Below are 24,362 nucleotides of genomic sequence, written 5' to 3' on the forward strand. Positions count from 1 at the left end.
CTTTCCGCGCGATTTACAGCGTCTCTGTCTGACGACATACGAAATATTCCTGCATCGCTGACATCAGGCCGGCGGTCGGTGGATCGGTATGTGTCTGTCTTGAAATAAAATCTTACATTTGTTGACGCCAAGGATACGTCTCTCTACCATCGCGCCATTATTTTGATATCAGTTGCTTTTCGAGGGATCGAACATGTCTCCACTCGCCTTCGGGACGAGGTTTTGCGTTGCGCTGCTGTGTATTTCCGCCATTAATACTGCTCAAGCCGCCACTGACCAAAATACTCCCGGTATCACCGACCTGATCCGCGATCGTCAGGACCGTCTCCTCGAAGAGCAGCGCCGTCGTCTCGAAGAACTCAAGGACCTGCCTGGCAAGGCCGCTACTCCCGTAGCGCCCCAGGTTCCGGTCGATAATCGCTGCTTCCCGATCAAGACCATCGACCTGCAGGGGGCTGATTCGCTCTCGACCGGTGAGCGTGAGCGCTTACTCAAACCCTATATCGGTCAATGCCTGGGTGTGCCGCAGCTCAACGAACTGCTCAAGGTCATCACCGACCGTTATATAGAGAAGGGCCTGGTTACCAGTCGTGCCTATCTGCCACAACAGGACTTGTCCAGCGGCAACCTGAAAGTGCTGGTGGTCGAAGGCAAGCTGGAAGGACTCAAGGGCGCCGAAGGCAGCGGTATCTCCGACCGTGAGTTGAGGATGAGTTTTCCCGGCAGACAGGGCGACCTGCTCAACCTGCGGGAAATCGAGCAGATGGTCGACCAGTTGAACCGGTTGCCGTCGAACCAGGCCCAGATGGAGCTGGCTCCGGGCAAGGAAGTCGGCGGCAGCGAGGTGCTGGTCAAGAACAACCCGCAGAAACCCTGGCGGGTCGGCCTGTCGCGGCATAATGACGGCCAGCGCAGCACCGGCGAGCAGCAATGGGGCACCACCCTCGACTGGGACAACCCGCTGGGCCTGGCCGACCAGCTGTCGTTGCGTGGCGGGCACGATGCTATCAGTGACCACCAGAAAACCTCGCGCAATGCGATGTTCTACTACAACCTGCCGTTCGGTTGGTGGAACCTCAGCTACACCTACAGCGAAAGCGAGTACCGTTCCCTGGCCAAGGCCGTCGGTTTCGACTTCAAGCAGACCGGTGACAGCCAGAACCACCAGTTGAAGCTGGAGCGGGTGATCTATCGCGACGCGATGAGCAAGACTTCGCTCAATACCGGCGTGTCCTACCTGCGTACCAACAACTTCATCGAAGACAGCAAGCTGGCCCTGAGCAGCAACCGCATCAGCGAGGCGCAGTTCGGCATCAACCATGGCCGGCGGATTGGCGGCGCGTTCGTCAACGTCGACCTGGGCATGCAGGAGGGCATCGGTGCCTTCGATGCCCAAGGCAACCACGACCCCAAGCCAGGCCAGGCCGACGCCCGCTACCGTAAATACACCGCCACCGTCAGCTACCTGCAGCCGTTCAAGCTGTGGGGCGAATCGTTCAGCTTCAGCAGCCTGATGACCGGCCAGCGCAGCGAAGACGTGTTGTTCAGCCCGCAGCGCATGAGCCTGGGCGGGCAGTCTTCGATTCGCGGCTACAAGGACCAGAGCCTGTCTGGCGACAGTGGCGGCTATTGGCGTAACGACCTGCGTTGGAGCCGGCCGGTGACTTGGAACTGGATGCGTCCAGTGTTTGCCGAGTACGGCACCAGTATCGGTTATGACCAGGGGGTGATTCGTCATGGCCGCTACAACGCCGAGCAGCACGGGCGCATGACCAGCGACTCGCTGGAACTGTTCGCCCGCGGCAAGAACGTGGCGGCAACAGTGACCTTTGCCCATTCCCTGGAGCGCCCGACACCGATCACCGAGCGTGAGGCGCCTATCTACTTCCGCCTGGACTTCTTCCTTTAATTTTCCGCTTTATCCGATTCGAGATTCCCTGACATGGACGTTCGCCAGTTCGCCTTCCTCGCGCGCCAGCCTTCTGCTGCCCTGAAAAACCGTGACCACTTCCTGGGACTGCCGAAGCGCGGGATTGCTTTCCTGCTGGCCAACGTCATGTTCTGGCAGCCGTTGTGGGCACAGGCGGATGGGATCGTGGTCAGTGCGCCGGGGACGACGCTTGGCCAGGCGGGCAATGGCGTGCCCATCGTCAACATTGCTGCACCGAACGGCAGTGGCCTGTCGCACAACCAGTTCAAGGACTACAACGTCGGCAGCCAGGGCGTCATCCTCAACAACGCCACCGAGCGCACCCAGTCGACGCAACTGGGCGGGATCATCCTCGGTAACAGCAACCTCAACGGGCGTGCCGCCTCCACGATTCTCAACGAGGTCAATGGCGGTAGCCCGAGCCAGTTGCGTGGCTACACCGAAGTGGCGGGGCAGTCGGCCCATGTGATTGTCGCCAACCCGTACGGCATCACCTGTAATGGCTGCGGTTTCATCAACACGCCGCAGGCGACGCTCACCACCGGCAAGGCGGTGATTACCAATGGGCAGGTTTCGGGCTACCAGGTCGATCAGGGCAGTGTCTCGATTGAAGGCGCTGGCCTGAACGCCAACAACATCGACCGCTTCGAGATCATCACCCGCTCGGCCAAACTCAATGCCGAGATCCAGGCCAAGAACCTGGCAATCATCACCGGCGCCAACGACGTCGATGCCAAGACTCTCAAGGCCACCGCGCGGGCAGCCGATCCGGCCACTGCACCGCAGTTGGCGATCGACTCCTCGGCGCTGGGCGGCATGTACGCCGGGGCGATCAAGCTGGTGGGTACCGAAGCCGGTGTCGGGGTGAAGCTCGACGGCAAGATGGTCGCCAGCGGTGGCGATATCCAGCTTGATGCCAACGGCCATCTGAGCATGGTCGACACGGCGGCGACCGGTGCGGTCAACGTCAAGGCCCAGAGCCTGGAAACCAAGGGGCCGGTCTATGCCGGCACCACCCTGGACGTGAACACCCAAGGCGACCTGACCAGCCAGAACAACCTGGTGGCCAAGGATCGCATCACCTTGAACAGCGGCGGCCAACTGACCAACAACGGCATCATCGAGGCCGGGGTCAATGCCGATAACAGCCGCAATGCCACCGGTGACGTCAGCATCAGCGCACAGAACGTCAACAACGCGGGCAAGAGTGTCGTCGCCAGCCGCGACCTGAAGATCACGGCCACGCAGACGTTGAACAACCGTGGCGGAGCCATCTCCGGCGGCGCAACCACGACGCTGGCAGCGGCCAGCCTGGACAACATCCAGGGCCAGGTGACAGGTGACCTGGGGTTGAACATCGACCTCAGTGGCGCCCTGGACAACCAGGGCGGCACCCTGGGCTCCGGTGGTGCGCTGACCCTCAATGCCGCCAGCCTCGACAACCGCGCGGCGGGTATCGTGCTGGCTTCGGGCGGCGGCTTGACGGCCACCATTCGTGACGCCGTCGATAACCGCGACCAGGGCAAGCTGCGCGCCACCGGCGTGATCGAGCTGGCTGCTGGCAGCCTGGACAACCGTGGCGGTAGCTTGGCTGGCAAGGACCGACTGACCCTGCGCAGTGCCTCGGTCGATAACCGGGGCGGGCTGATCCAGGCCGACCAGGATGCCCAACTGTTGGTCGACCAGTTGGACAACCGCGACAAGGGCAACCTGCTCGGCAAGGCGGCCGTCGCTTATGAAGGCACTCGCCTGGACAACACGGGCGGCCTGCTCAGCGCCACCGGGCCGGTCACCCTCAAGGCCCAGGCCGTGGTCAATGCCCAGGGACGTATCGCCAGCCAGAGTGACGTGACGGCCAACATCGACACCCTGAACCAGCAGGGCGGGGCACTGGTCGCTCAAGGCGCGCTGCTGCTGACCGGCAAGAACCTCGACAACCGCAACGGCGGGACCGTTGCCAGCATCCAGGGCCTGACCCTCGATGTCGACCAGATCGACAACCGTGCCGGTGAACTGTCCAGCACCAATGGCAAGGTCAAGCTCAATGCCCAGCGTCTGGACAACAGTGACGGTGGCAAGCTGCTGGCTGAAACCGACCTGGCCCTGACCGTGGCGCAACTGATCAACCAGACCAAGGGTCGGCTGTTTGCCAAGGGCAATGCCAGCCTGGCCGGTACGTCGCTGGACAACACCGGCGGTACCTTCTCGTCGCTCAAGGGCCTGGATATCCGCCTCGACGGCGCGCTGCTCAACAACACCGGCCTGCTCAGCAGCGAAGGGACCTTGAGCCTCAAGGTCGCCAGCCTGGACAACACCCGCGGTCAGGTCGGCAGTGCCGGTGACCTGTCCATCGACAGCCTCGGTGCGCTGCTCAACCAGGGGGGCTCGATCCTCACCGATCATGGCCTGACCCTCACCAGCTCGCGCCTCGACAACAGCCAGAAAGGCCGGATCAGTGGCCTGGGCGCGGCCCGTGTCACCACCGGGGCCTTCGACAACAGCCAGGAGGGCCGCCTGGTCAGTGATGACCGCCTGGACCTGACTGCAGGGCAGGTCAACAACGCTGCCGGTCGTATCGCCAGCGGCAAGGCGCTGACCGCCAGCGTCACCGGCCTCGATCAGCAGAACGGCGAACTGTTCAGCAAAACCCAACTGAACCTGGACCTGAACAACGGCCAACTGAACAACCAGGCAGGCCTGATCAACGGCCCGGTGCTGGTGCTGAACAACCTCAAGGGCGTGAACAACCAGGGCGGCGAGATCTCCAGTGCCCAGGCATTCACCCTGGCCGCCGAGAGCCTGGACAACAGCAGCGGCAAGCTGCTGGGTAACCAGGGCCTGACCCTGCGCATCGAGCAGGCGCTCAACAACGTCAAGGGCCTGATCTCGGCTGCCTCCCTCGACAGCCGCAGCGCCAGCCTGAACAACAGCCAGGGGCAGATCAGCAGCCGTGGGCTGGCTGACGTGGCGGTCAGTGGTGCCTTCATCAACCAGAACGGCCAACTGATCGCCCAGGGCGACCTGAGCCTCACCGGCAACTCCCTGGACAACCGCCAGAATGGTCTGGTGGGGGCGACAAAAGCGCTGAAACTCAACGTCGATCAAATCGACAACCGCGCCGGCGAGCTATCCAGCAACGCGGACATCGCGATCACCGCCAGCCGCCTGGATAACCGCGATGGCGGCAAGGTCCTGGCCGATACCACCCTGGGCCTGAACAGCGCCCAGGTGCTCAACGGCAACCTGGGCCTGCTCAAGGGCAAGGCCGGCCTGACGCTGGACGGCCAGACCCTGGACAATAGCAACGGCCAACTGATCAGCGGCCAGGACAGCCGCATTACCCTCACCGGTGACCTGGACAACAGCCAGGGCCTGGTCAGCAGCGAAGGGCAGCTGGATGTCAGTGCCGCCAAGCTGACCAACACGGCCGGCAGCCTCTCCAGTGCCGGCCCCCTGACGGCCAAGGCCAGTGCAGCGCTGGTCAACCAGAACGGACGGCTGGTCAGCGACGCTGGCATCACCGTCAACAGCGCCAGCCTCGACAACACGGCCCAGGGCGTGATCAGCGGCAAGGGCGTGGTCGGCGTGACCACCGGCACCTTCGACAACCGCACCGGCAGCCTGACCAGTGCCGACCGCCTGACCCTGACGGCGGGGCAGGTGACCAACCAGGGCGGTCGCATCGGCAGCGACAAGCTCCTGACCGCCAGCGTGACCGGCCTCGATCAGCAGGGCGGCAAGCTGTTCAGCAACAGCGCGCTGACCCTGGACCTCAATCATGGCCAACTGAACAACCAGAACGGCCTGATCAATGCGCCGCTGCTGGTGCTCAACAACCTCAAGGGCGTGAACAACCAGGGCGGCGAGATCTCCAGCGCCCAGGCCTTCACCCTGGCCGCCGACAGCCTGGACAACAGCAACGGCAAGCTGCTGGGCAACCAGGCGGTGACCCTGCGGGTCAACCAGGCCCTGACCAACCTCAAGGGGTTGATCGCCGCGGCGGCCTTGGATATTCGGGCCGCCAGCCTGGACTCCAGCAACGGTGGCGAAGTCTCGGCCCAGGGTGATATCGACCTGTCTGTCTCCAGCCTGACCCAGAACGGTGGGCGCCTGCTGAGCGACCAGGCAATCCGTCTCGACCTGGCGGGCGGTGATCTCGACAACCGCAACGGCCTGCTCAATGCCAAGGGCCCGTTGACCCTCGACAACCTGCGTGACCTGAACAACCAGAATGGTGAGCTCTCCAGCAGCCAGAGCTTCAACGTCACTGGCCGTCACCTGGACAACAGCCACGGCAAGCTGATCAGCAACGACCAACTGGGCGTGACTGGCAACACCGTGACCAACCAGGGCGGCCTGATCTCCGGTTGGCAGGGGCTTGCCGTCAAGGGCGCGAGCCTGGACAACCGCAACAGCGGCACGCTGTCCAGCCGCAACGGTAACCTGGATGTCACCCTGAGTGGTGCGCTGCTCAACGCCAATGACGGTGCCCTGGTCAGCCAACAGGCCCTGACCGTCAATGCCGACAGCCTGGACAACAGCGCCGGCATCCTCTCCAGCGGTGCGGGCCAGAAGCTGACCGTCGCCGGCCTGCTGAACAACGCCCAAGGCGGTTCCATCGACAGCGGCGCGGCCCTGACCCTGAACACCATGGCCCTGAACAGCGCCGGCAGCATCAGTGCCGAACAGGCCATCGACTTCACCGGTACTGACCTGGATAACAGCAACGGCACCCTGACCGGCAACGGTGCGGTCACCCTCGACCTGCTCGGCGCCCTGACCAACAGCAACGGCAAGCTGGCCAGCGCCGGTCCACTGGTGATCAGCCGCAGCAGCCAGGTCAGCAACCAGGGCGGCCAACTGGTCAGCCAGGGCCTGCTGAGCCTGTTGACCGGCAGTCTCGACAACCGCAACCGTGGCACCATCGCCGCCAATGGCAACCTGCAGATCACCAGCACCGGTGCCCTGCAGAACAACGCCGATGGCCTGATCTACAGCCAGAACGGCGACCTCACCGTCAACGCGGCCAGCCTGGCCAACGGCAAGGGCGCGTTGCAAGGGCAGGGCGCCCTGAGCCTGACCGTGGGCGGTGATATCGACAACCAGAGCGGCAAGCTGATTGCCCAGAACGGCAACCTGACGGCCAGTGCGGCCAACCTGGACAACCGCGGCGGCACCCTGAGCAGCCTCAAGGGCGCGCTGGAAACCCGGATCGTCGGCGTGCTGAAAAACGGCTACGACCTGAACAACAACCGCCAGGGCGGCATCATCCAGGGCCAGAACCTGAACCTGAAGGCGCTGGGCGGCATCGACAACTATGGTGGCCGAATCTCGGCGCAAGGCGGCGATACGCTGATCACCACCGCCGACTTCGACAACCGCAATGGCGGCGTCTATGCCAAGGGCCTGGTGCAGGTCACCGGCAACAACTTCGACAACAGCGGCGACAACGATGGCCAGATCGCCGGCCAACGCATCGACCTGAGCCTCAACGGCGTCCTGAACAACCGCCTCGGCATCATCGAAAGCGACAGCACCCTGAGCGTGCGGGCTGCCAGCCTGGACAACCAGACCGGCCAACTGCGTGCCCTGGGTACTAGCGGCAAGACCGACTTCCAGATCGGTGGCCTGTTCGACAACCGCAACGGCAAGCTGGAGACCGCCAACAGCGACCTGACCCTGAACGTCGGCGGCTTCCAGAACCAGGGCGGCAGCCTGCAGCACGTGGGCAACGGTACCTTCGATATCGCCACCGACAAGCTGCTCAACGCCAGCGGCAACGTGACGACCCGTGGCGGCCTGACCCTGACTGCAGACAGCTGGACCAACAGCAGTGTGATCGAGGCCAGCCGACTGACACTGAACATCGGCACCCTGAACCAGACGGCAGGTGGGCAACTGCTGGCCGTCGACAGCCTGACCGGCAGCGGTGGCAACTGGAACAACGATGGCCTGATCGCCAGTGACGGCACGGCCAGCTTGAACCTGACCGGCAGCTATGGTGGTAACGGCCGTTACAGCACCCAGGGCACGCTGGGGCTGAATGCAGCCTCGGTCAGCCTGGGCAGTGCTGGCAGTATCGCGGGCGGAGGTGATACCACACTTAATCTGGGTGGCTTGCTGAGCAATGCCGGTCGCCTGACTTCCAACACTGGCCTGAGCGTGGTTTCCGGCAGCCTGACCAACAACGGCACCCTGGCCAGTGCCCAGAACCTGTCGATCAAGACTCACGACCTGCTGAATAACAATGGCTCGCTGCTGTTCAGTGGTGGTGACATGGGCTTGCAGGTCGATACCCTGACCAACAACCAGGGCGATATCTACAGTCTCGGTGCATTGACAGTGTCCGGCTACGTCGACGGCACTCGCGCCAACCAGTTGGAAAACATCTCTGGCAGCCTCGAATCCCAAGGTGACATGACCTTGCGGGCGCAGAGTCTGCTCAATCGCAAGGACAAGCTGACCTACAAGAGCAGCTTTGTCTCCGGCAGCATTGGCGTCAACAACTACTACACCGGCTCGAAACATCGCCAGACCAACTACGTCGCCACCGAGGTATTCCAGAGCGCCATCGATGAGGACTCCCGGCAAGCCAGCCTGCAATCCGGACGCAACCTGACGATCGACGGTGGGGATGTCATCAATCGCTACAGCGCGATGACTGCTTCCGGCAACATCAACATCAATGCCAATAACCTGACCAACGAAGGCGCGGTGGCCGGTCGTACCACCCGGACCCGGACCTGGTACTCCGGATGGGTCAAGAAGGGCTCCGACTACGCGTTCATCAGCAGCTATGTCACTCCCTACAATGCCCAGTCGACGCCGACGCCGATCTCGGTCGATGCCTTCACCAACTACACCTCGGCCTGGGGCGGTGGCCTGATCGGTGACACCACGACGGCCGCCTCCGGTGGTACCGGGCTGGCTGCCGCCGTGATTCAGGCGGGTGGAAGTGTTGCCATCAATGCAGCACAAAACCTGGTCAACAGTTCTGTCGTCGATTACACCCGTCCCGAAGTCACGCAACAGCGCTCGGCCGCAACCGCTACGGCGAAGGTGTTGCCTTCGGTCGTGTTGCTCAACGCCCAATTGCCGCCGAACCTGGCTCAGCAGCAAGTCAACCCGGTGACCTTGCCGGGCTTCAGCCTGCCATCCGGCCAGAATGGCCTGTTCCGCCTCAGCGGACAGGGCGTTTCGCGGGTGCCGACGGTGGGCGCCCAGGGCATGAGTTCCGCCGCAGTCGATACTGCCCAGCGCCAGCCGGGTGCGGGTGATGCGCAGGCGCGCAACCTGCAACTGGCCGATGCGAATCGGGGCACTGCAAGCAACCTGCAGCTTGAGCAGAATGTTCGGTCGACCACTGCAACGAACGTCAGTGGCAGTGTGGTCAATGTCGCCACCCCGGCTGATGCGGGCAGTGTCCTGCTGCCTGCCGGTAGCCAGTCCGTCAACCATGTACGGGGCCTGCCTGATGTTTCGGGCAAGTCCAGCCCGCAGAAGTACCTGATCGAAACCAACCCGGTGCTGACCGACCTCAAGCAGTTCATGAGCTCGGACTACATGCTGTCTAACCTCGGTTATGACCCGGACGCCGCTGCCAAGCGCCTGGGCGATGGCTTCTACGAGCAGAAACTGATCCAGCAGGCGGTGACGGCGCGCACCGGCCAGCGCTTTATCGATGGGCAGACGTCCGACGAAGGCCTCTACAAGTACCTGATGGACAACGCCATAAAGAGCAAGCAGGAGCTCAACCTGGCCGTCGGCGTCAGCCTGACGTCCGAACAGGTGGCGGCCCTGACGCATGACATCGTCTGGCTGGAAAACACCGAAGTCAACGGCGAGCAGGTGCTGGTTCCGGTGTTGTACCTGGCCAGTGCCAATAACCGCCTGACCGCTGACGGCGCCCTGATCCAGGGCTCCGACGTCAAGCTGATCGCCGGCCAGGACCTGAGCAACGCCGGGACCTTGCGCGCCAGCAACAACCTATCGGCCAGTGCGGGTAACGACCTGACCAACAGCGGACTGATCCAGGCCGACAACCGCCTCGATCTGCTGGCGGGACACAACATCGTCAACAAGGCTGGTGGTGTCATCGCCGGTCGTGATGTCAGCCTGACCGCTACCACGGGCGATGTGATCAACGAACGTACCGTCACCCAGATCGACAGTGGCAGGGGCGATGTCACGCTCCATCGCGATGTCGTCGACAGCGCGGCCCGTATCGAAGCGACCAACGACCTGGTCGTGCGTGCCGGCCGTGACGTGACCAGCCAGGGCGGTGTGCTGCAGAGCGGCCGTGATACCCAGATTGTTGCCGGTCGCGACATCAACCTGATTGCTGCCGAACAGCGTGATGCCGTCGGTATCGGCAAGGGCCACACTACTGAGCAACTCACCCAGCTCAGCTCGACGCTGACGGCCGGCCGCGACGTTTCGCTCGCTGCGGGGCGCGACCTGACGGCCATTGCCAGCCAGATCGATGCCAAGCGTGATGTTGCCCTGTCGGCCACTGGCGACCTGACGCTGGCCTCGGCGGCGAACGAGCAGCATGTCTATGACCAGACGCGGAAGGTGACTCGCCAGGAGGATCATACCCAGCAGGTGGCGAGCAGCGTTTCGGCGGGGGGCAACGTGGTTTTGGCGGCAGGTAACGATCTTGATGTGATTGCCAGTCGGGTGAAGTCGGACAATGAGGCTTATGTTTACGCGGGTCATGATCTGACGCTGGAAACAGCGGCAAACAGTGACTACTCCTACTATTCCAAGACCAAGAAAGGCTCTTGGGGCAAGAAGTCATCGACGATGACGGAAAGCGGCAGTGAGCAGGCTGTTTCTTCGGTTATCGAGGCGCAAGGGAAGACCACGATTGCCGCTGTTAATGACGTAAATATCACGGGCTCAACCGTTAACAGTGAAAAGGGTGCTCTGGTTGTTCAGGCGGGTAACGATGTCAACTTGAGCGCTGCGCAAAACAGCCAGTTCAATGCTTCGGCCAAGTCGAAGTCGGGTGGTTTCGGATTCTCCAGCACCAGCAAGAAAAGCAGTGATTCTTCCAGCGCCACATCGCTGACTGGCTCGACACTCAGTGCAGACACGACGCTGGTCCAGGCGGGGCATGATCTTGTCGTTTCCGCGAGCAACGTAGTTTCAACAGAAAAAACCGATTTGCAGGCTCGCAACAACATCCGCGTCGAAAGTGATACCGAAAGCTTTAGCGCGCAGCATAGCCAGTCAACTAAAAAGTCGGGCTTGATGAGTTCTGGTGGCATAGGTGTGACCTTGGGTTCCTCCAAGAATACCTATACGCAAAGCACTGAAACCAAAACAGAAAAGGCCAGTACTGTTGGCAGTGTGCTGGGCAGTGTAAACATTACTGCTGGCAAGGATCTGACTATCAAGGCCAGCGATGTGGTCGCTGATAAAGATATCAACCTCGCTGGGCAAAATGTTCATATCACTGATGCTGCCAATACCAACTCAACTCGTTCCGCTCAGACCAGCAGCAAGAGCGGTTTGACGTTAGCGTTGTCCGGTGTCGTTGGCGAAGCGGTCAATACCGCAGTACAAACTGTTCAGGCCGCCAAGCAGGAGGACGACTCCCGTCTTGCGGCATTGCAGGGTATCAAGGCTGGCTTGTCCGGGTATCAGGCTTGGCAGGGCGCTCAGGCATTGGAGTCTGGTGCACAGACTGGTAGCTTTGTGGGCATTTCCCTCTCACTGGGAACGCAGAAATCCAGCTCCAAGCAGCTCCAGGAGCAGAGCGTCAGTCAAGGAAGCAGCCTGACGTCTGGTAAGGACCTGACGATCATTGCGACGGGTAATGGGCAGCCGGGTTCCACCGCTGGAGATATTTCCGTCGTCGGCAGCAAGCTGCAGGCCAGTCATGATGTATCGATGACTGCCGCTCGGGACATTGAGCTGAGTGCGGGAAGTAATGTCCAGAAGCAGGAAGGCTCCAACAAGAGTGGCGGTGGAGCGGTTGGTATCAGTCTGGGGGTGAGTTCCAGTGGTGCGGGGCTAAGTATCTTTGCTAGCGGAAACAGTGGTGTCGGCAAGGAAAAAGGCAATGGGACTGCCTGGACAGAAACCACTGTCAACGCTGGTAATCAACTGACCCTGAAAAGTGGTCGGGATACTACGTTGGAAGGCGCGCAGGCTACAGCCCAAAAGGTGGTTGCCGATGTTGGCCGTAATCTGGCCTTGACCAGTCTGCAAGACTCCGATCGTTTTGATTCCAAGCAGACCAACGTTAGCGGTGGCGCCAGCTTTACGTTTGGCACCATGTCTGGCAGTGCATCGCTCAGCATCAGCCAGGACAAAATCAAGTCGAACTTCGACAGTGTTCAGGAGCAAACTGGCCTGTTTGCCGGTAAGGGTGGTTATCAGGTTACCGTTGGGGAGCATACCCAGCTCAATGGTGCGGTAATCGCGAGCACATCCACTGCCGATCAAAACAAGCTGAGCACTGGAACACTGGGCTGGGCCGATATCGGTAACAAAGCTGACTTTACCAGTCAGCACCAAGGAATCAGCGGCGGGACCGGTGGCAGCACCGGTTCGATGTTCATGGGTAACATGGGCAGCATGCTGTTGGCTGGAGCGAACCACAGTGGTCATGACAGTAGTACAACCTACTCGGCGGTCTCGGCGGGTGAGATCAACATCCGTGACAAGGACAAGCAAGAGCAGGATGTCGCCACGCTGAGCCGTGATGTCGAGCACGCGAACAATGCTCTGAGCCCGATTTTTGACAAGGAAAAAGAGCAGAAACGTTTGCGCCAGGCCCAACTGATCGGAGAGATCGGTACCCAGGCAGCAGACATCATTCGTACTCAGGGAGCGATTGAGACAGCCAAGGCGCTGAAGGATCCTCAGAAGATCGAAGCGGCGCGCCAGCAATTGGCCGATAAGGGCAACACCAATCCTACAAACGAGCAGATTGCCAACCAGATTACCAATGTTGTCATGCGTGATTACGGGACGGGGGGTAATTACCAACGTGCCGCGCAGGCTGTTACGGCTGCGATTCAGGGGCTGGCTGGTGGCAACATTGCTCAAGCGTTGGCGGGTGCTTCGGCTCCGTATCTGGCCGGTATTATCAAGGAGAGCACCGGCGATAACCTCGAAGCCAGAATCATGGCCCACGCGGTTCTTGGCGCGGTCTTGGCCAAGTCCCAGGATGGTTCGGCGTTGGCTGGAGCCGCTGGCGCCAGTATAGGGGAATTGCTTGCAGCTCAGCTTTATCCAGGCAAGAAAGCCAGTGAGCTGAGTGAGGTTGAAAAGCAGAAAATCTCGGCGTTGTCGACTCTGGCCGGTGGCTTGGTGGGTGGCCTGATTGGTGGCGACTCGGCCAGCGCCATCGTTGCAGGCAATACGGCGAAGAACGCTGTTGAGAACAATGAAATATCATTCCCTCTAAGCGATAGCTTCGGTGCGGCCGCAGCTAGTTTAGACACCTATCTGGTTCAGCAGGGCGCGACTCCAGAGGAAAGGAGTGATGCACAACGGTCCCTGGCTCGTGGAGACGGGTACAGAGGGCCGGGGCATGACTTTGTCCAGGGCTGGGCGTATGCTTCTGGAGCTGCTGGCGCGGCTTTGGTACTCCCAGAATTGGCCATGGGGTGTGGGCTTTCTCCGGCGTTGTGCAATGAAGTGGGTATCATTGCCGCAGAGATGGCTGGTGGGGATGCTGCGTTAGGTGGTACCGCTTTTGGGGTTTTTGGTGGTGTTGGCGTTGCCCTAAAAGACGGAACAAAAGGCGCTACGTCCAAGAATGCGAATGCAACAAGCATGTTTACGGATTCGGAAGCCGCTAAGCAGGTCGAGAGAAATGTAATAGAAGGAACGGCTAAGGGAGCTGCACCAAAAGTTTCAGCTGAGGGAACGGTAGGAGGACAGACCTTCCAAGATGTCAATCAAACCGCTCGTCCGCTCAATGAGGCGGACCCAAAAGTACCTTCGTTGATCACGGATAGGATTGCAGATAAAGCCGCTGCGGAGCCTAGCAAACGTTATCCAAACGGAAATATGAAAGAGGCCCACGCTGAAATCGGTGTGATTCAGCAAGCATACAGTTCTGGTAAAACTGCTGGGGCGGATATGTCCATGACAGTCGAAGGAAGGGATGTATGCGGATATTGCAAAGGTGACATAGCCGCTGCCGCAGAAAAGGCTGAGCTGAAGTTTTTGACCGTGAAAGCTAAAGATGATAGCACAGGGCTTCCAAAAATTTATTACTGGCAACCAGGTATGAAGTCTATTAAGGAGATGAAATAGATGGTGATCGGAGGGTATACGCTTAGTCCTGCGTTCGGTAGATTGCAAGTTCCTCTTGTTTATCAGCCGACTATGGAAGATGTTAGGTCTATTATATGTGAGTATAGTAAATTTGATGGCGTCGCTTCGTTGTCTATTACCCCTGCGCCTGAAAGTGGGCCTTACGAAATAAAGCTATATGCTGACTCTGGGAATTATCTTGTGATGTTAAATCAATACTTGAAGGACGGTGGGCACGTTGTGCGTACCCTTAATAATGCGTCGGTCGGAGAGAAAATGATTGAAATCTTGGGTGATTGTTATCAGTCGAATTTAATTACAAGGGATATAGGGGTTGTTGTTTCTTGTTTTCAAGAATTCTTGAGTCATGGTGACGTGAGTCTTTCGGTGTTAAATGTTTAAATGGAAACGAAACAGAAAAGCGTGGGTGGATTTACTTTATTAACCGTTTGCTACTCTGAAGGCTTCAACGGAAGGAGGCTTCAGATATGCCCAGGATGGGATGTTTTGTCTTACCAAACTATCCGCACCATGTATTACAGTGCGGTCATAATCGTCAAATAGTGTTTGCGGGTGCGGAAGATCATCAGTGTTATCTCGCGAATCTGCGTGAGCTCAAGGAAGCATTCGGCGTGAAGGTTTATGCCTATTGCCTGATGACCAATCATGTTCATCTTTTGCTGGCCCCCGGTGAAGCAGTCGCAGGGTTGGGTCAGTTGATGAAGGCTCTGGCAGCACGGACGACACGCTATCGAAATCGGCTGGAGGGTCGTTCGGGCACCTTGTGGGAAAGCCGATACAAGTCCAGTGTCGTGCAATCGGATGCTTATCTACTGGCGTGTTGTCGCTACATTGAGCTGAATCCTGTGCGTGCTGAGCAGAAACGGGGACGGATTTATTTTTTGAACCGTTGAGGGAAATAAATCCGTCCCCGTTTTTGGAAATAAATCCGTCCCCGTTTTTCGGTGGCAGCAGGAGTTAAGTAATATGGAGAGATCGACCTATTTTGAAATAAAGAATGTGTTGCTTCTCTATTATTGGAGAGGATGCAGGGATTACGGGGGGGCGGGGTGGACGGTTCAACAGGTCAGTGCTTGGGTTTATGGTGAGCTTGAATCAAGCTATGAGCATGATATTGAAAAGTTGATGCTTGAAGTTGCCTGTTGTGTTTTGTTGATTTTTGGCTTTATTGAAGAGGTTGAATATCATAGAAAAGAAGCTGTCAGGATGATTTCTGAAATAAATTTGGCGAATTGGTTGGAGGACTTGCCTGTCGAAGAGATGGAAGAATTTGAGTTTGATTTGAGAGCTCTGTCGTTTATCTCATGATGTTGCCGAAGAGCGAACAGGCCCCCGTTAGCCGGTCTCAGAAACGGGGACGCAGAAACGGGGACGGACCAGAAACGGGGACGGATTTATTTTCTGACCCCTTTGCTACTCTGAAAGCTTCAACGGAAGGAGGCTTCAGGTATGCCCAGGATGGGGCGTATTATTTTACCAAACTACCCGCACCATGTAGTACAACGCGGTCATAACCGTCAGATAGTGTTTGCGAGTGCGGAAGATTATCGGCGTTATCTCGCGAATCTGCGGGAGCTCAAGGAAGCATTCGGCGTGAAGGTCTACGCCTATTGTCTGATGACCAATCCTGTTCATCTTTTGCTGGCCCCCGGTGATGCGGTCGCCGAGAAACGGGAGAAACGGGCGGAGTGAGAAACGGGGACGGATTTATTTTCTGCCGTGATCTAGGCGGGTGGAAGTGTTGCCATCAATGCAACACAAAACCTGGTCAACAGCTCCGTCGTCGACTACACCCGTCCCGAAGTCACGCAACAGCGCTAGCAGAAACGGGGACGCAGAAACGGGGACGGATTTATTTTCTGACCCCTTTGCTACTCTGAAAGCTTCAACGGAAGGAGGCTTCAGGTATGCCCAGGATGGGACGTATTGTTTTACCAAACTACCCGCACCATGTAGTACAACGCGGTCATAACCGTCAGATAGTGTTTGCGGGTGCGGAAGATTATCAGCGTTATCTCGCGAATCTGCGGGAGCTCAAGGAAGCATTCGGCGTGAAGGTCTACGCCTATTGCCTGATGACCAATCATGTTCATCTTTTGCTGGCCCCCGGTGAAGCAGTCGCAGGGTTGGGGCAGTTGATGAAGGCTCTGGCAGCACGGACGACACGTTATCGCAATCGGCTGGAGGGTCGTTCGGGCACCTTGTGGGAAAGCCGATACAAGTCCAGTGTCGTGCAATCGGATGCTTATGTACTGGCGTGTTGTCGCTACATCGAGTTGAATCCTGTGCGTGCTCGCATGGTCGCTGACCCGGTAGATTATCCATGGTCGAGCTATCAAGCTCGGATGAATGGGGCAGAAAATGACCGTTTGCTGGATGTTGAACCTTGCTTTGCTGCTTTGGGTGATACTGCGAAAGAACGAGGTCAGCGTTACGAGGCATTTGTACGACAAGCTGTTTCAACTGACGAAATCAATCTGATCCGCGATGCTTTGCAAAGAAATCAGTTGACAGGGACGGATCGTTTCGTAGACGAGGTAGAAAGGATTATTGGTTTACGGATAGAGAGGCGGGGTCCGGGCCGGCCGAGGCGAGAGTCAGGAAAATAAATCCGTCCCCGTTTTTCCGCCGAACTATCATGGCAGATCAGCGCCTTGTTTCTCGGCTGATTGAGAATAATCCGTCTTATAATGGACAGCCTATACGCTTGCTATCCTGTGATACGGGGGCTTGTGATGCAGGATTTGCCCAGAATCTTGCGAATAAGATGGGGGTTTCGGTTAAGGCGCCAACTAATTTGGTATGGGCTTATGGTGATGGCAAAATGGTGGTTGCCCCTAGGTCTCCTCTTAATCCGAATCTTCCTGATCTATCTAATCAAGGTGGTTTCAAAGTTTTCTATCCAGGTAAACCGTGATGATAAGTTCTTCTTTGATGATGTGTGAGCGATGTGGTGGTGAGCTGGTTGCCTTCAAGGAAGGTAGTACTGGTGGTATGAAGTGTTTGGCGTGCGGTTGGTCTTTGGTTGCAACGGATATACCTGGGATCAAATTCGATGATAAGGATTATGAGGTTTTTTGTTTTGGTGATTATAAGAATAAAAATCATGTGATGGCTGTTTCTAAGGCGTCTGGTTGTAATTTTTTAGAATCTAGGGAAGGGCTTCGCCAGGGTGAGTTTCTTGCGTTTTGTGGGAGGGCAATAGATATTTTAAAAATTTTTGACGATCTTGTTGATGCTGGATTGAAATGTAGTATTGAGCCGGATTTTATTTGGGCAGGTAGGAATGGAGAAGCGGGCGCGAATGAAAGTAAGTAAATATGGGAAAATAAATCCGTCCCCGTTTTCCGTCCCCGTTTTCCCGGTCCCCGTTTTCCCGATAGCGATCAGGGTAGCCAATATGGCAGCCGTAGTTTCCGCCAGCGGCTATGGCGTTATCGGATGAGCCAAAGCATGAGCCGACGAGGGAATTGTTACGACAACGCACCCATGGAGCGGCTATTTCGTAGTTTGAAAACGGAGTGGGTGCCGACGGTGGGTTACAGACGACAGCGTTGGCTGAGCAGGACATCGGCCGCTACCTCATGCAGCGGTACAACTGGACGAGGCCGCATCAGCACAACGGTTTCGTACCGCCGGCGGTTGCGGAAGAAAAACTCAATTCTGTGTCCGGGAATTGTTGACCACTACACTTGAGGGGGCGGATCATCGTAGTGAGAATTTGCTAGCTAAGTGGATTAGTGATCGTGACTCTATGTCACCTGCAGATATAAGGGAGCTGAATGCCTATCTTCAGGTGTATCGAGCTGAGCAAGAATCCAAGTATGGCACTCTGCCTATAACCCCTTCTGGTTGCGGGGACAGACAAATGATGAGCGCATCTATCGTGAGGCTCTAGGCACTCTGAGTCAGTATAATGAGCAACAGGGGCTTGCCAATATAGGTACGCCGGCGTTGTACGTCATGTCTGGGTCTTTAGGTGCAACCATTCGGCTGGTTGCTGCGGCGAATGGCGCCGCGCAGGCCGGGTACGGTTTTGACCAAGGGATGAAAGGGGATTATGGGAACTCTGCAGGAAATATCCTGCTAGGTTCTCTGGGGGTCGCAGGGCTTGCTTTTCCTGGTGCTCAGCAAGCTACTAGTGCGGAGCTTGCTTTTAAAGCTGAAGTGGCGGTGTATCGGGAAATTAATTCGTTTTCTTCGCTGAACCAAGCTACTAAAATAGCTACCATGGTTGGTGCCTATGATCCAGATACAGGGTTGATTGCAGTGGCTGGTAATAATCCAAAAGTCACCGCAGAAATGCTGGATCCACGGACGGTGAATTATGTGGAAAGTAAGCTTGGTGTTAGTATTGGAGAGAAGACAAGTTTTTGTAAGAATATAGCAGGTGGTTGCGCTGAGGTGTTTGCTGCGGATAAGCTGATCAGGCAAGGCGTGCGTCCTGAAAATATAAAATTCACGCCCGCTTATCGGCCTAGAGATGTTTATGGTGGAAAAAAAGAGGTTTCGGAAACTGTTATTGGGGCTTGTCCAAACTGTAAGGCCACATGGTCGGGAGAGTGATCGGTGAATGAGCTAGGTGAAGGCTGGATTCCGGAGTTTGGTGGTATTATCACCTGGTTTGCAGTGGACAAGTATCGTAGAGTAGCTGTTATGGTGAATAACTGTTATGGCCCTCTTCCAAGAGTCTTGTCGAGAGATGTCGATCTTGAAAGCAGTCTTGATCGTCTAGGTGAGTATCTTTGGGGCGAGTCAGCAGAGTTTCCTGATATTCCTGAAGACAAAAATGGGCTCACAATTCTCGATTATTATTCGAAGGCTACTTATAGAAAGTCATCTAGGCGTGAGGTTGAGAGCACTGTTCTTCGGTGTAGTCATCTGAGTACTAGTGAGTGTTCTTTTCCTTCTTCTCGTGGATATTTTGTGTTTCATGCGGTGGACGCTGATAGGGGGGTAGATGATTGTCCTGTTGGGTATGACGGGGAAAGTCAAGCTGGTGACTATTTTAGATATCTAGTTCCTACCGTGTACGCCAGTATTGATGATTTTCCTGCTCCGCTTAGAAAGCTTTTTGTTGTGGCGCCTGATGTGGATTTTGAGAAGGATAGGTTTTTCGAAGGTCAGCATTTGGATGAGCGTTTCTTGAGCATGTATCCCGGTGAGTAAGGGGAGTTGGATAGGGTTTGTTTTCTGGTTCGGATAATATGAAAATAGATCCGGCCATCGTTTTTCCTTCATCATATATTGCTCCAGTGGCGAAAAAGTAGGTGCCTGGCATGGACCCCATGACATACGAGTTACTCGAAAGCGTTCCGGAGCAGGTTGACTATGCTGTGGGTGCGACGGATCTTGATCCGGAGGGCATTCTGCAGTCCCGGGTCGAGGGTGTCATGGGTATCCTCCGGAAGCGGGGACGCCCATTAGCCGATCTCGAGTCACGGTCAAAAGCTACCTCGCCCCGCTGTTTTTAACTGCAGGGTGTGTCTTTCAACTCAAACTGATGATCGTGTCCCAGGAAGTGGTGTAACTCATCGTGGCCTTGGCCACTGAGTTTGCCGTTTAGTTGATCACGGCCGACCGCTTGGCCTGCGGATTATCGCTGACCGCTTCGAAAGCCTCCAACTGCATGTAGCGCCGTTGCAGGCACCATTCGTCGTTCTGTTCCAGCAGCATCGCGCCAACCAGTCGGGTAATGGCCGGATCGTTGGGGAAAATGCCAACGACTTCAGTGCGGCGCTTGATCTCTGCATTCAACCGTTCCAGCGGGTTGGTACTGTGCAATTGCTGCCGGTGCGCTTTGGGAAACGCCATGTGCGCCAGCACTTCGTCCTCGCAGCCATCCATCAGCGCCGCGATCTTTGGGTATTTCTCACGTAACTGGTCAGCCACTAGGCGCCATTGCTGGTGGCATTCCTGGCGGCTGTCCTGAGCGAAGACCGTGCGCAGCAGCGCCGCCACCATGGTGCGCTGCCCCTTGCCGACATGGGCCATGGCGTTGCGCATGAAGTGCACGCGGCAGCGCTGCCAGGTGGCATGGAAAACCTTGGAAACGGCGGCCTTGAGGCCTTCGTGAGCGTCGGAAATCACCAGCTTTACGCCGCGTAGCCCACGCCGCATCAGGCAGCGCAGGAAGTCCGTCCAGAACGGCTCGGCCTCTGATGGGCCAACCCGCATGCCCAGGATTTCACGGCCACCATTGGTGTTCACGGCCACGGCGATTATGACGGCGACCGAGACGATACGCCCGGCCTCCCGCACTTTGACGTAGGTCGCGTCGATCCAGAGATAGGGCCAATCGCCTTCCAGCGGACGATCGAGGAAGGCATGAACGCGCTCGTCGATCTCGCCAGCCAGTCGTGATACCTGGCTTTTCGAGATACCGGTCATGCCCATGGCCTTGACCAGTTCATCAACCGAGCGCGTCGATACGCCCTGGATGTAGGCCTCCTGGATGACGGCTGCCATGGCTTTCTCGGCGGTGCGTCTCGGCTCCAGGAAGCCCGGAAAATAGCTACTGATCTAAAGCCGGGGGATCTTCTTCAGTCGTTACACGATGGAGCAGGTGAGAACGTTTCAGTCAAGGTTGAATCGCTGGAGCTTTTTCAGTCCGTTGGGAAAACTTTCAACCTGACAGTCGATATCGGTCATACGTTTTATGTCGGAAATCTGAAGACGTGGGTTCATAATAGCGGTCCGTGCGGTATTGACGGAAAACCTCTGCCAGTTGTAAGCCCTACGTATAGTGATCTCAAAGGTATGAATAAGGGATTTCAGGCGCATCATATATTGCCTCAGTATTTAGGGAAGATGCTTGGTTATACGACTACGGATATGCTTGATCATCCAGCTACGCTAATTACGCAGTATTCTCATACGGGGAAGTTAAATCCCGATGCAATGCATAAAGCTATTAGTGTCTACTTGCCTCCTGTGGTGGGTGGTAAGCGGGCCAGCTATACTGCTGACCAGATAAGTACAGGGTTGCAGAAGGCCTATGGTGACGTTGGTCGTCCAGAGCTGTACGAATCAATAAAGCATTTGATTAAGTAGGTGGGTTGATGGATAAGCAAGTGTATGATCTGACTATTGCTGATATTTCCCGGTCGGGTGTATGGTTTTTTCCTATGGATGATTCTGTAGAGGATGAATTAACAGTTCGACCTCTGTTAGAGGGGGAGGATTGTTTTGAAGCTCAGGTTATTGTTCGTACAGACTTTTATGGTTCGAGTGGGGAGGTGTATAAAGGTTATTTGTACTGGGATGGGGATGGCTCTGTGCAATATTTGAAGCCTGTGCTGTTCATGGATGATGGTGTTTGTGTTTCTTTCTGGAATGGTATGATTAAGCCGTCCTGGGACGATTATCCGAAAAGTGTCGATGTGTTGAAGCTTTGCTTGCCTATTTCATATGAGTCGGAACTGATTTTAGATTTTCCTGTGATATCCGGTGAGCTTGAGGGACTTTATTATCTGGAAGGTAATGAGATAAAATTCATGGCTTGATAATTTAGGCGGGTTCGTGTTTTTGTAGGGGTTTATTTTTCAAACCGTTTGCTAATCTAGGCTCTGTCTGAAAAAAGCCGTCGCATACACCGCAAGACACAAGCCAGCGAGACCATCGCTGCATAACTTTTTGCGAGCTTGTCGAAGCGCGTGACGATTCGGCGGCTCTCTTTCAGCCAGCCAAACATGCGTTCGATGATGTTGCGCTGTCGGTATTTGGGCCGGTCGAACAGTCTGGGTAAGCCAGGCTTGGGCTTGCGCTTCATCGAACGCAGTGGGATGACGGGTTGCATTCGATATTGGTCGCAGTAGCGGCGTAGCGTTTCGGCGTCGTAGCCCTTATCGGCAAGCAGCCATTTACAGCGCTTGCGCGGGCGGCCACGTTGGCTCGATGGAATGCTGACTTCATCCAACAGTGGTTGTGCGTAGCTGATGTCACTGGCTTGACCGCCAGAGAGGAGAAAGCGCAACGGTATCCCGTTGGCGTCGCAGAGCATGTGGATTTTGGTTGTCAGGCCGCCACGACTGCGGCCTAGAGCGTGATCGGTAGGCTCGTCAGCCCCCCTTTTTTCCGCGCTCCAGATGAAGCACGGGTTGCTCTAACCGCGGTCGAATCGATCATCCAGGTGTGGGGGTCGATCAAGCCTTTGTCATTAAGTCTGAGGTGCAATCGTCTGAGCATCTGATCGAATGTTCCGCGGTTTCGCCAGACTCGGAAGCGGTGATAGACCGTCGCCCAAGACCCGAAACGCTCGGGCATATCTCGCCAGGCTGCTCCTGAACAAAGTACCCAGAGCACACCGTCGAGCATCAAGCGATCACTGCTGCGGGGCCGGCCCCTGACGTGAGCGGCCGTAAAGAGATCGGCGACCACCGCCCACGCTTCATCCGAGAGTTCATAACGCTTTGCCATCACAGAATTCCTTTCCGTAGATGGTCGGCGACTGTACAGAGCCCAGGCTGTTCCGGGGCCACATTTCAGTTTCTTGGGATTTCAGACAGAGCCTAGGAGCGGGGACATTCCTGAGCAGTACCGGGCGGATTCAACCGGTCGTAACAACACCTTGAATCGAGGTGTGTCATTGCCTGACGCAGTGTCTAGCTTTCAACAAACATGATAAATGTTCTTGGACAATGGAGGGGTCGCCACGATTTTTATGAAATCGAGAGGTGGTTTATCCTCCATTCTGCAAGCCTTAGAAAATGACTGGAAAGCTAATGCCAAAGCCTGATGCGGCAGGATAGAATTTTTCGATTTTCAAAGGCAGGAAGCCGTGACCTCTACCTGCACGCAACAAGTGAAATTCAACCTTGAGCTACGTCTGTTTGCTGTGCTGGTCGGCGGTGCACTCGTTGCCGCGCTGGTGCTGTCGGAAGGTAGCAGGCTATCCGCCGAGTCGCTGTTTCCCCGGGCACTATTCGGATTCGTCAGCTCCTTGTCCTGGGCATTCCCTTGCTGTTGCTGGGAGACCGCCGCTGGCCAGAGTCCAGGGTGCGTCCCCTGGCAAGTGGAATGGCCCAAAGCCTGCTGCTTTATCTCTTTTTCGGTGGTTTCTCTCTGCAGCTACTAACGTCGGCAGTGCTCGGTGGCGTCGCGTTGGGGGGCTGGCATAGCTTGGTTCTTCCTTGGGTGGAGCGCTTGAACGGTCGGACTGGCTCGCCGGGAAGGCGTAGCTTGCGCTCGGTCATGGCGGTTCCTCTGGCGGGAGGATTGATGCTGGGAGGCGCGGCTTGTGTGTATCTTTTTTCTGCTCAGGAGTCAGTCCTGTCGATATTCGTTCTGTTTTTCGTGATCGGGGCACTGCTCAGCATGTTGGTCTGTTGGCCGGTGCTGTGGCTGGTGGAGCGATTCTTGGCCACGCCCTGGCGTTATGTGGTTGGCGGGGCGGGCAGCGGTGTGTTGATGTGGCTGATGTTTATCGGAGCGACTCTTGTAGAAAGATCTACGATTGCGCTACCCGCGGTGTTCTGGCTCGGTCTCGCCGGTTTCGCGTCGATAGGTTCGATAGCCGGCCTGCTTTATACGGTGCTTACCTGGGAACAACAGCGTACTGAGTCCTGAGTTAGGTGATTCCTGTTGATGATGCTCATCACCGAGTTTTCCTGGAAATGGCTGTTTCGCTGTGATCTGCTGCTGGTGTGTAACCCCATGCTCTAGGGTTGCCTGTTTCTGGCTGTGACAGACTCCAAGGTTGAGTCGTCAGGTTCTGATGATTTTGAAATTGGGGAACACACCATGACACTCCGAATGACTCGGCTGATTATTTACGTTCACGACGTAGCACTGCTCAAGGTGTTCTACCAGCGACATTTTGACCTCTACACCGTCACCGAGGAAATCGAAAACGAATGGGTCGTTTTCGATGCTGGTGGGATGGAGTTGGCGTTGCATCGCGTTGGCGCTGCGTTTCGGGTGCGCTCACCGGGAGCTGAAGCCAATTCCAACACGAAAATCGTGTTTACCATTTCCTGCGATCTGGAGGCGCATCGTAACGCGCTTGCTGGTGCCGGCGTTACCGTACGCGAACTCAAACGCTACGTTGGATTTGCCTATTCTATGTACGATGGTATCGACCCAGAAGGTAATGTTTTCCAGGTCATGCAGTTCGACTAGTGATTGTCTGTCG

14 protein-coding genes and 5 pseudogenes are annotated in these 24,362 nt (G+C 56.7%); 17 read left to right on the forward strand and 2 right to left on the reverse strand.

The annotated features are described in order from the left end of the window. Positions 1–193: 193 nt before the first annotated feature. From AC6I6U_RS16970 to AC6I6U_RS17025, 12 genes and pseudogenes are all read left to right on the forward strand, one after another. Positions 194–1,909: a ShlB/FhaC/HecB family hemolysin secretion/activation protein gene (locus tag AC6I6U_RS16970; protein ID WP_497877202.1), complete on the forward strand. Its 1,716-nt coding sequence runs from the start codon at positions 194–196 to the stop codon at positions 1,907–1,909. Positions 1,910–1,942: 33 nt separating this feature from the next. Further along, on the forward strand, positions 1,943–14,209 hold the full coding sequence (locus AC6I6U_RS16975; RefSeq protein WP_497877203.1) for a hemagglutinin repeat-containing protein: 12,267 nt from the start codon (positions 1,943–1,945) through the stop codon (positions 14,207–14,209). Further along, complete coding sequence (locus AC6I6U_RS16980; protein ID WP_497877204.1) at positions 14,210–14,611, forward strand: DUF6911 family protein; 402 nt, start codon at positions 14,210–14,212, stop codon at positions 14,609–14,611. A gap of 86 nt (positions 14,612–14,697) precedes the next feature. Continuing rightward, a pseudogene (locus AC6I6U_RS16985) lies at positions 14,698–15,084 on the forward strand (transposase); the annotation flags it as partial. Between the two features lie 112 nt (positions 15,085–15,196). Beyond that, on the forward strand, positions 15,197–15,538 hold the full coding sequence (locus tag AC6I6U_RS16990; protein WP_497877205.1) for a hypothetical protein: 342 nt from the start codon (positions 15,197–15,199) through the stop codon (positions 15,536–15,538). 141 nt (positions 15,539–15,679) lie between these two features. Next, positions 15,680–15,895 (forward strand): annotated as a pseudogene (locus AC6I6U_RS16995) (transposase); the annotation flags it as partial. Positions 15,896–16,137: 242 nt separating this feature from the next. Further along, entirely contained in the window at positions 16,138–16,839 is a 702-nt protein-coding gene (locus AC6I6U_RS17000; RefSeq protein WP_497877206.1) for a transposase, read from the forward strand. A gap of 29 nt (positions 16,840–16,868) precedes the next feature. After that, positions 16,869–17,147: a DUF8616 domain-containing protein gene (locus AC6I6U_RS17005; protein ID WP_497877207.1), complete on the forward strand. Its 279-nt coding sequence runs from the start codon at positions 16,869–16,871 to the stop codon at positions 17,145–17,147. Then, complete coding sequence (locus tag AC6I6U_RS17010) at positions 17,147–17,548, forward strand: hypothetical protein (protein WP_497877208.1); 402 nt, start codon at positions 17,147–17,149, stop codon at positions 17,546–17,548. Before AC6I6U_RS17005 ends, AC6I6U_RS17010 begins: the two co-directional genes overlap by 1 nt. 63 nt (positions 17,549–17,611) lie before the next feature. Next, positions 17,612–17,913 (forward strand): annotated as a pseudogene (locus tag AC6I6U_RS17015) (integrase core domain-containing protein); the annotation flags it as partial. 280 nt (positions 17,914–18,193) lie between these two features. Continuing rightward, positions 18,194–18,796, forward strand: a complete 603-nt coding sequence (locus AC6I6U_RS17020) for a hypothetical protein (RefSeq protein WP_497877209.1) — start codon at positions 18,194–18,196, stop codon at positions 18,794–18,796. Positions 18,797–18,799: 3 nt separating this feature from the next. Continuing rightward, positions 18,800–19,399, forward strand: coding sequence for a hypothetical protein (locus AC6I6U_RS17025; RefSeq protein WP_497877210.1), 600 nt, complete (start codon positions 18,800–18,802; stop codon positions 19,397–19,399). Between the two features lie 393 nt (positions 19,400–19,792). Here AC6I6U_RS17025 and AC6I6U_RS17030 read toward each other — a convergent pair. Continuing rightward, positions 19,793–20,746: pseudogene (locus AC6I6U_RS17030) on the reverse strand (IS256 family transposase); the annotation flags it as partial. A gap of 78 nt (positions 20,747–20,824) precedes the next feature. Between AC6I6U_RS17030 and AC6I6U_RS17035 the strand changes: the two are divergent. The 3 genes and pseudogenes from AC6I6U_RS17035 to AC6I6U_RS17045 form a co-directional block, all read left to right on the forward strand. Beyond that, positions 20,825–20,917: pseudogene (locus AC6I6U_RS17035) on the forward strand (hypothetical protein); the annotation flags it as partial. 72 nt (positions 20,918–20,989) lie between these two features. Then, complete coding sequence (locus tag AC6I6U_RS17040; protein WP_497877211.1) at positions 20,990–21,283, forward strand: hypothetical protein; 294 nt, start codon at positions 20,990–20,992, stop codon at positions 21,281–21,283. A gap of 8 nt (positions 21,284–21,291) precedes the next feature. Then, the gene (locus AC6I6U_RS17045) at positions 21,292–21,735 is read left to right on the forward strand and encodes a hypothetical protein (protein WP_497877212.1); all 444 of its coding nucleotides are present in this window, start codon (positions 21,292–21,294) and stop codon (positions 21,733–21,735) included. Positions 21,736–21,791: 56 nt separating this feature from the next. Here AC6I6U_RS17045 and AC6I6U_RS17050 read toward each other — a convergent pair. After that, positions 21,792–22,648 (reverse strand): IS5 family transposase gene (locus AC6I6U_RS17050; RefSeq protein WP_497877213.1). Its coding sequence is split into 2 segments (ribosomal slippage): positions 21,792–22,294 and positions 22,294–22,648, totalling 858 coding nucleotides; the frame shifts between segments, so codons are not numbered across the junction. A gap of 600 nt (positions 22,649–23,248) precedes the next feature. Between AC6I6U_RS17050 and AC6I6U_RS17055 the strand changes: the two genes are divergently transcribed. Further along, positions 23,249–23,797, forward strand: coding sequence for a hypothetical protein (locus AC6I6U_RS17055; protein WP_497877214.1), 549 nt, complete (start codon positions 23,249–23,251; stop codon positions 23,795–23,797). 186 nt (positions 23,798–23,983) lie between these two features. After that, entirely contained in the window at positions 23,984–24,349 is a 366-nt protein-coding gene (locus AC6I6U_RS17060; protein ID WP_497877215.1) for a VOC family protein, read from the forward strand. Positions 24,350–24,362: the final 13 nt, after the last annotated feature.

It is taken from the genome of Pseudomonas sp. UTLPPB19802 (assembly GCF_059730225.1).

Coding starts and splice junctions, on each gene's coding strand:
- AC6I6U_RS16975 (WP_497877203.1), top strand. CDS start 1,943: ATGGACGTTCGCCAGTTCGCCTTCCTCGCGCGCCAGCCTTCTGCTGCC.
- AC6I6U_RS16990 (WP_497877205.1), top strand. CDS start 15,197: ATGGAGAGATCGACCTATTTTGAAATAAAGAATGTGTTGCTTCTCTAT.
- AC6I6U_RS17040 (WP_497877211.1), top strand. CDS start 20,990: ATGAATAAGGGATTTCAGGCGCATCATATATTGCCTCAGTATTTAGGG.
- AC6I6U_RS17045 (WP_497877212.1), top strand. CDS start 21,292: ATGGATAAGCAAGTGTATGATCTGACTATTGCTGATATTTCCCGGTCG.
- AC6I6U_RS16980 (WP_497877204.1), top strand. CDS start 14,210: ATGGTGATCGGAGGGTATACGCTTAGTCCTGCGTTCGGTAGATTGCAA.
- AC6I6U_RS17005 (WP_497877207.1), top strand. CDS start 16,869: ATGGCAGATCAGCGCCTTGTTTCTCGGCTGATTGAGAATAATCCGTCT.
- AC6I6U_RS17055 (WP_497877214.1), top strand. CDS start 23,249: ATGGCCCAAAGCCTGCTGCTTTATCTCTTTTTCGGTGGTTTCTCTCTG.
- AC6I6U_RS17010 (WP_497877208.1), top strand. CDS start 17,147: ATGATAAGTTCTTCTTTGATGATGTGTGAGCGATGTGGTGGTGAGCTG.
- AC6I6U_RS17000 (WP_497877206.1), top strand. CDS start 16,138: ATGCCCAGGATGGGACGTATTGTTTTACCAAACTACCCGCACCATGTA.
- AC6I6U_RS17060 (WP_497877215.1), top strand. CDS start 23,984: ATGACTCGGCTGATTATTTACGTTCACGACGTAGCACTGCTCAAGGTG.
- AC6I6U_RS16970 (WP_497877202.1), top strand. CDS start 194: ATGTCTCCACTCGCCTTCGGGACGAGGTTTTGCGTTGCGCTGCTGTGT.
- AC6I6U_RS17020 (WP_497877209.1), top strand. CDS start 18,194: ATGTCTGGGTCTTTAGGTGCAACCATTCGGCTGGTTGCTGCGGCGAAT.